The 7,201-nt window shown below is 66.2% G+C and carries 4 protein-coding genes and 1 pseudogene; 1 reads left to right on the top strand and 4 read right to left on the bottom strand.

All coding sequences use genetic code 11. The features are described 5' to 3' along the window. Window positions 1–190: 190 nt before the first annotated feature. From B0I32_RS55870 to B0I32_RS55855, 4 genes and pseudogenes are all read right to left on the bottom strand, one after another. A complete protein-coding gene (locus tag B0I32_RS55870) occupies window positions 191–895 on the bottom strand; it encodes an IS3 family transposase (RefSeq protein WP_181308961.1) in 705 nt (234 codons plus the stop codon). Next, window positions 895–1,200: a transposase gene (locus B0I32_RS57340; protein ID WP_146178770.1), complete on the bottom strand. Its 306-nt coding sequence runs from the start codon at window positions 1,198–1,200 to the stop codon at window positions 895–897. The genes B0I32_RS55870 and B0I32_RS57340 overlap by 1 nt, the downstream gene beginning before the upstream one ends. A gap of 49 nt (window positions 1,201–1,249) precedes the next feature. After that, the gene (locus B0I32_RS55860; protein ID WP_181308959.1) at window positions 1,250–2,527 is read right to left on the bottom strand and encodes an MFS transporter; all 1,278 of its coding nucleotides are present in this window, start codon (window positions 2,525–2,527) and stop codon (window positions 1,250–1,252) included. Between the two features lie 2,027 nt (window positions 2,528–4,554). Further along, window positions 4,555–5,586: pseudogene (locus B0I32_RS55855) on the bottom strand (IS701 family transposase); the annotation flags it as partial. A gap of 313 nt (window positions 5,587–5,899) precedes the next feature. On the opposite strand from B0I32_RS55855, the gene B0I32_RS55850 reads away from it, so the two are divergent. Then, entirely contained in the window at window positions 5,900–6,934 is a 1,035-nt protein-coding gene (locus B0I32_RS55850) for an IS630 family transposase (RefSeq protein WP_342751863.1), read from the top strand. Window positions 6,935–7,201: the final 267 nt, after the last annotated feature.

Below are 7,201 nucleotides of genomic sequence, written 5' to 3'. Positions count from 1 at the left end.
CCTCGGCTTGAACGCTGCCGATGGCCAAGTCGGCGAACTGTGGGAACAGCCCTGGAAGATCCCTTACGTCACACCGGCGTCACGCTGACACAGCACGCCGAGATAACCATGGACCGACACGAGCTATCACATTCCGTGACCACCGAAAGTGGGCCAGAGCCGAAGACCGTGCAGTCTCAGAAATCCACCTCTACTCAACCCGGGACATACCAACCTGCATCCGGGACCAGAACGACTCCATCATGGCGTTGTCGAAGCAGTCGCCGACGCTGCCCATGGACGGCAGCAGGCCAGAGTCCTTGGCCCGGTGGGTGAAGACCCAGGATCCGAACTGGCCCCCCTGTTCGGAGAGGATGATCGTTCCTTCGGGTGGCGTGCGGTTGTCGATGGCCATGCCTAAGGCGTTGGTCACCAGGGTGGCGGTCTGGGTGGAGTCGATCGACCAGCCGACCACGCGGCGGGAGTAGGCGTCCAATACCACGCAGCAGAACACCTTGCCCTCACGTGTCGGGTGTTCGGTGATGTCGGTGATCCACAGCTGGTCGGGCCCGGTCCGGGTGAAGGCGCGGTCGACGAGATCGGTGGCGAGTTGGTCGGGCTTGGCGCGTCGCCACTTGGGGCGGCCGCTGAGTCCTTCCAGCCCGGCCCGGCGCATGAGCAGTTCCACCGCTCCATGGCCGACCGTGACCTGGTGACCCAAGGTCAGTTCGGCATGCACCCGGCGGGCGCCGTAGGTGCCGCGTGAGTCCTGGTGGATCTGCCGGATCAGGTCGGTCAGCCAGGCGTGCCGGATGGCCCGCGGCGAGGGCGGCCGGTCCTGCCAGGCGTAGTAACCGGACACCGACACGTTCAGGACGCGACAGGCGACCTCGACCGGGATGCCCTCGCCGGCCATCACCGCGATGGCTGCGAACCGTCTTTTGGGGGCGCCGCCTCGCAGATCAGCTCGATCGCCCGCCGGGTGGCCTGCAGCTCGGTCTCCAGCTCGGCGATGCGTCGTTTGGCAGCCACCAGCTCGGCCTTCTCGCCACTGGTCAGACCGGGCTCCAGGCCGCGATCGATACGGTCTTGGCGGCGCCATATGTAGATCGTCTGTGTGCTGATATCCAGGTCATGCGCCAGTTCGGTGGCCGCGCGGCCTGCTTCGAGTAGGTCCAGTACCTTGCGCCGGAACTCCGGCGAGTAGCCTCGTCGTCCCATGCCACTTTCCTCTCATCAAGCGGCACAAGAATCCAGAAATTCACCTCTACTAAACCCGGGGCACACCAAAGTCTCCACCGAACCCGGGGCGATTCAGTTCGGGACTGTTCCGGAACGGAAGCAGGGTGACAGCGCTTCCGGCGACACCGATGACCCCGACCCAGAGTGCTGAGCGATGACCGAACGTATGGGCCAGTGTCCCGCCGGTGAGCGCGCCGAGGGGCAGCCCGCCGTACATGATCAAGCGAACAGAGGCACTGACTCGGCCGAGCAGGTCGTTCGGCGTCAGTATGGTCCGTACGGTGAGAATCAGCACATTGACCATTCCTCCCGTTACCCCGGAAACAGCCAGTACAGTCGCCCAACCGGCAATCGTCACGGCGCTCGAGTGACCTGTAAGCGGAATGATCAGCAGCGGTAGGTGTCCGGCACTGGCGACAACGATCGTGCGTCCGTAGCCGAATCGGCGCGCCAGGCGGGGTGCCAGCAGGGATCCGAACAGGGCTCCGGCACCGGCACACCCCCAGACGAGACTCCACCATCCGGCGGCGATCCGGACATCTGTCAGTGCGTACAGCAGGAACGGGACCGTCATCAGTTGCCAGAAGCCGTTGAACAGCAGCCCGAACAGGGCGGACGCGCGGATCTGCCGCGTTCGCCAGACGAACGCCAGCCCTTCGACGATCTCGGTAATGATCTGCAGATTTCCGGCTTTCTCGGGGGAGGGCTCGGCTTGACGGATAGCCCCCAGGGTCAGCAACGAAATGAGGTAGGAGACGGCATCGACCAACAGCGCCAGGGGCGGTCCGAACACTTGTACTATCAGGCCTGCGATGCCTGGTCCAGCCAGCGTCGCCGCCGATCTGGACGCCCCCATCGCCGAGTTGGCGGCGAGGAGCTGTTCACCGTCGACCAGGCTCGGCAGGTAGACCTGTTCGCCGATCTGGCTGAAAACGGTCGCCGACTGGGCCAGGAAGGCAAGGATCGCCAGTGTCGGCAACGACAGGGTGCCGCTCAGTCCCAGCACGCCGGCGAGTGTCAGCAGAATCAGTCGCACGACGTCGCAGAGCAGCAGGACCGGTCGGCGACGGCGCCGATCGAGATGTACTCCGGCGATCAGCGGTAGTCCGAGGAACGGCAGCCAGACGCAGGCCTCCAGAAGGCCTAGGCCGATCGGGCCGGCGTCCAACGTGACCGCCGCGAGCAGCGGCAGCGCGACCGAAGTCACCGCCGAACCGGTGAGCGATACAGACCGGCCCGTCCAGAAGAGTACGAAGGCGCTGCTCCGCCACGGGGACGGCGCCTTCGCCGGGAGAACCGCGTTCATTCCGATGTGTCGATGAGTAGCCGAACATGGTCCCGGACGTGGTCTGGCAGGTCCATCTGGAGCAGGCGGGTGGCCGCCGCCTGAGCCTCGACCTCGCGGTGGCATTCCCTGAGCAGCAGGATCCGGTTCGCCTCGACGGCCGGATCGAACTCGTTTTGGGCAGTGACCAGCTCGACGTCGGCCAACGCCTCGCTGGGCCGCTGCAGAAGGTACAAAATCGTCGCGCGCTCCAGTCGCAGGGTGCGTGCGTCCGGGTGAAGGCCGAGGCCTGCGTCGAGGATGGCGAGCGCTTCTGCCACCTCGCCCCGTGCAGCGGCCAGCCGGGCCAGCAACGCGCTGATGTGCTCAGTAGGTGTCCGATCTGTCCACTCATTGAGCAGCTCTGTTGCCTCGTCGAGCCGTTCGGCGTCGATCAGCGCCTCCACGCACTGGATGAATGTTCCCTCATCCGAGCTGTCGAGCAGTCGTGCCCACCGCAGGTCCTCCAACGCCGACTCCAACTCACCTTCCCGCAACCGCAGGATCGCCCGGTTTGAGTAGACCTCCGGGCCGCAGATGCAGTGCTCGATGGCGTAGGTCAGGTCGATCAGCGCCTCCTTAGTCTGTCCGGTCGCTTGCAGGGCCATCGCCCGATCCACCAAAGGTTGGGCACTGGCGGGATCGCATGCCACCGCATAATCGAGGTCGGCGATGGCCTCGTCGGCCCGGCCGAGGCGGGTCAGGAGGACGGCGCGGTTGTTCCGGAGTACCACGCGGTGCTGGATCGCCTCCTGTCGGCTGCCCTGGAGTACGGCCAGTCCTGACTCGATCCGCCCGAGCGCATGTCCGAGGTCACCATTTTTCATGTCCACCAGCGCGAGCGAGTTCTCGTAGAAGGCCACTCGCCGACTGCGCAGACCCGGCTCCTCTATCGATATGGCGGCGGCCATGGCAAGCCTCAACGACTCCGACGCACGGTCTAGATCAAGGTCGGCAGGAGCGCCGTAGCGGGTGTGGAACATGGCCTGAATGTAGTGTGCGGTCGCCTGCGCCGCTGGCTCGTCCCACCGGTCAGCGGCGGTCCGGTAGAGTGCCACTGCCTCTCGCGGCCGGTCGATCGCGAGCAGGGCAATGGTGTACGCATGCAGGTGAGCGTGGAAGTCCGGATGATAGTCGGCTGGCCACTCAGCATCCTCGATCAGCTTGCGGCCACAGCGCACGGCGGTCTCGTAGTATCCGAGTCGCACCGCGTCCAGCAGAGACGACCCCGTAACGGGTGCGGCTGTCGCCGGGCTCTGATGGTCGCGCTTCACCATTCTTACGGGCATCGGATGGCGTCGAAAGGCGGCGCGATCGGCCAGCACTTCGATCAGCAAGCGATCTGTCTCGTCTGCCTCCTCGGCGTGGCAGATATTGACCGCCGACTGTCCCTGCCAATGGTGTTCTAGCACTTCGGCGATCGCATGGCAAAGGAACTTCAGGTGGCGTCGCGGAAAGTGCTGAATCCGCTCGGCGCGAGGCGTCGTCAGCAGCAGTGGGGCGGATGCGTCATCGACCGGGGACTGCGAATCGACAAAGGCGAGGACAAGCAGTTCCTTGGCGTGCTGCGATAGGCGACTGCCGTTGAGCAGCGTCCGCGCCAGCCGTCGCCCTAAGGTGAAGGGACCGTCCAACCGTCGGTCCGCGCAAAAGGAGGGGGAATCCTCCACGGTCATTCTCCGTTCCGGATGGGTGGGCCGGGTGGACCCGGCCCACCCCATCACGCCTAGTACTCCAGCCGCACTTAGTGATCGATGAGTCGGCGCTGGCGTTGGTAATGGGCACGGCGGGCGCGGGCTTGGTGGCGGCGCCGCCAGTGTGACCAGTGCAGATAGTGCTCGACGAGATGTCGTGGCCGGTGGAGGCGAGCATGGAGCCGGCGGATCTCGTTGACGGTGAGCGGGATCAGCTCGCGCGAGTCGTCCGAGCTGATGGGCTTTGCGGGCTCCGGCGGTGATTGTCCAACCGTGGGCCCCCTGTGTGGCAGGTGGAGCGGTCAGCCGGTCGGCCAGGAAGGCCAGATGCGCGTGAGCGACCATGACCAAGGTGATGTACCGGTACCAAGCGGTGTACTTGCGGACTTGGTAGTGGTCCAGACCGACCTCGTTCTTGGTGGCCTGGAAGCACTCCTCGATGCTCCACCGAGCTCCGGCCGCGCGCACCAGGGCGGTCAGGGCGACCGGGTCGGTGGCCCAGCACCGGTAGTAGGCCACCTGACTGGGGTCGCTGATCGAGCGGCGGGCCATCAGCCAGTCGTGGCTGCCGTGCTCACCGACGGTGATCCAGGCCCAGTCGTAGAACCGGCGGCCCTTGACGCCCTCACCACATGCATAGCGTTGCCAGGCCGACTCTTCCAAAGCGGCGACGGCGACATCGGCGCGGGTCTTGGTGGCGGCCACGGTGACCGGATGGTCGCAGGAAACCGCGAACACCTGGTTCAGGCCGCGGCTGCGGCACCGCCCGCGCAGGACGGTGTTGTCGCCGTAGGCCTCATCGCCGGTGACCCAGCCGAAACTCAGCAGCACATCGTCGGCGGCGCGCTCGATCATCTTCCAGGCCAGCTCGGGCTTGGTGAGGAAGACCGACCCCGGCGGCGCGCCGGCAACGCTCAGCCGCTCGGGCTCGGCAAACCAGCTCGCCGGCAGGTACAACTCCCGGTCGATCAGCACGCGTCGTCCGCCGGGCGTGGCGTAGGAGGCGAACACGCCGATCTGGCAATTGGTGATCTTCCCGGCGGTGCCGGTGTACTGCCGTTGCACCCCGGCCGAGCAGGTGCCCTTCTTCTCGAATCCGGTGTCGTCGATCACCAGCACGCCGTTGAGGTCGCCGAACCGCTCGCCAACCTGTGCTCGCAGCGCGTCACGGACCGAATCGGCGTCCCACCGTGCGTGGTTGAACAACCGTTGCATCCCATCGGGAGATGAGTCTCCGGCGTACTCGGCCAGTGACCAGCTGTTCTTGCGTTCCAGATCGCTCAGCAGTCCTTCCAAGGCCGCCCGCGCCCGCAGCCGCGGCTCACGCCGCACGAAAAACGGCGCCATTACTTGGGCGAACAGCTCATCCAGCGCATCGTCCCAACACGCCGGGACCGCCTGGGCTACCGTGGACACCACGGCCATCGCCGATCACCTTGGAGCTTCACAACCCCATGGTCGCGGCGGTGGCCGTCTCACGTCCGGGACTTCGACCAGCCCAGATCACGAAGTGCGGCTGGAGTACTAAGCGGCATTCCCAAAGTCCTGCGCGTAACGGGGCGTGAGATCGTCGACGCGGGTGGGCATTGACAGGGCCCTCGCCGGGGGTTGGATCGAAGTTGCCTGCAACGCCCAACCACCCGGCGAGGTCGTGGTCAGTATGCGCCCGGTCAGCGTGTTCGCCAACGGTCCCGAAGCCTCGATGGAGCACTTGCGCACGCATCTGCGCGGCCAGTGGCGGCAAGCCTTGCGGGCGATGATGGTGCTGTTGTCGGTGCACGGGCTGTCTCCGGTCCAGATCGCCGAGCTGCTGGACTGTGATCCGAGCACGGTGCGGCGGTGGATCGTCCGGTTCAACCAGCAAGGGCCGGCGGGCTTGGCCGATCGGCCTCGCCCGGGGCGGCCGCGCATTGGTGGGCCACGCCTGCTGGATCGGATCGCGGCGCTGCTGGAGCGGGCCGGGCCGTGGACGGTGCCCCGGTTGTGGCGGTACCTGGGCCGGCCGAAGCTGAGCCCGCGCACCCTGTATCGGCGCCTGCGGGTGGTGGCCATCTGGCGGCGTCCCAAGCTGGTGGCCGGCGGTGATCCGGGCCGGTGGCGGGCGGTGGCCGCCATCACCGCCCGGTTGCGCGCGTTACCGCGCGGGGCGCTGGTGTGGGCCACCGACGAGACCCATGTGCATCTGCTGCCGCACGTGCGGGCCACTTGGACGCTGCGTTCGCGTCGGCCGGAGATCGGCACGCCGGGCAAGAACCAGCAGGTGACGGTGTTCGGCGCGCTGGAGATGACCACCGGCCGGTGGGTGTATCGGCTGGGCCGTCGCTGCGCCGCCGACTTCATCGCCCTGCTGGAACAGATCCGCCTGGCTGCTCTGGCAGTCCCGGCGATCGTGGTGATCTGCGACAACGACAGCATCCATCATGCCCATGCCGTCACCGACTACCTGAACGAGCACCCCACCATGCAGGTGCTGTTCGGAGCGCGCTACAGCCCGCATGACAACCCGGTGGAACGCATTTGGGCTGCCCTGAAGGCGTTCATCGCCAACACCGCCGTCAGCTGGCCCGGCCGCCTCCGACAGATCCACGCCTTCTTCCGCGCTCGCTCACCGGCCGAACTGCTGACCGCCGCGGCTCCGTGGACCAGCCCCTGGCTGCCCGCGGGTTACAAGCGGAACTTCTGGAATGCCGCTTAGAGCCTGTACGGAGTTCGGATCTTCAGGCTGGCCGGAGGCTGCGGAGTCACAAGACGGCTCCCCGGAGATAAAGACCGGCCAGGTAACTGTCGGGGGTCTTGTCGAACCGGAAGGCCAGTCCACGCCACTCCTTGACCCGATTAACGCACCGTTCCACCGCGTTGCGCTCCTTAGAGGGCATTTGATTTGAGCAGATTGCGGCTTGTGCCCTAGTAGGTGCCTCGCCAGGTTGGAGTGGTCTCGTCCGTTATGCGCTTGGTGAGGTTG

Origin of the sequence: Nonomuraea fuscirosea (assembly GCF_003001935.1) — a bacterium.
Classification (GTDB): domain Bacteria; phylum Actinomycetota; class Actinomycetes; order Streptosporangiales; family Streptosporangiaceae; genus Nonomuraea; species Nonomuraea fuscirosea.
Note: the sequence above shows the minus strand (reverse complement) of the source record. Positions and strands in the feature narration are given on the sequence as shown.

What these genes read in the sequence shown, in the direction of transcription:
- B0I32_RS55870 (WP_181308961.1), bottom strand. Translation starts at nt 895, where the DNA reads ATGGCCGGCGAGGGCATCCCGGTCGAGGTCGCCTGTCGCGTCCTGAAC.
- B0I32_RS57340 (WP_146178770.1), bottom strand. Translation starts at nt 1,200, where the DNA reads ATGGGACGACGAGGCTACTCGCCGGAGTTCCGGCGCAAGGTACTGGAC.
- B0I32_RS55860 (WP_181308959.1), bottom strand. Translation starts at nt 2,527, where the DNA reads ATGAACGCGGTTCTCCCGGCGAAGGCGCCGTCCCCGTGGCGGAGCAGC.
- B0I32_RS55850 (WP_342751863.1), top strand. Translation starts at nt 5,900, where the DNA reads ATGCGCCCGGTCAGCGTGTTCGCCAACGGTCCCGAAGCCTCGATGGAG.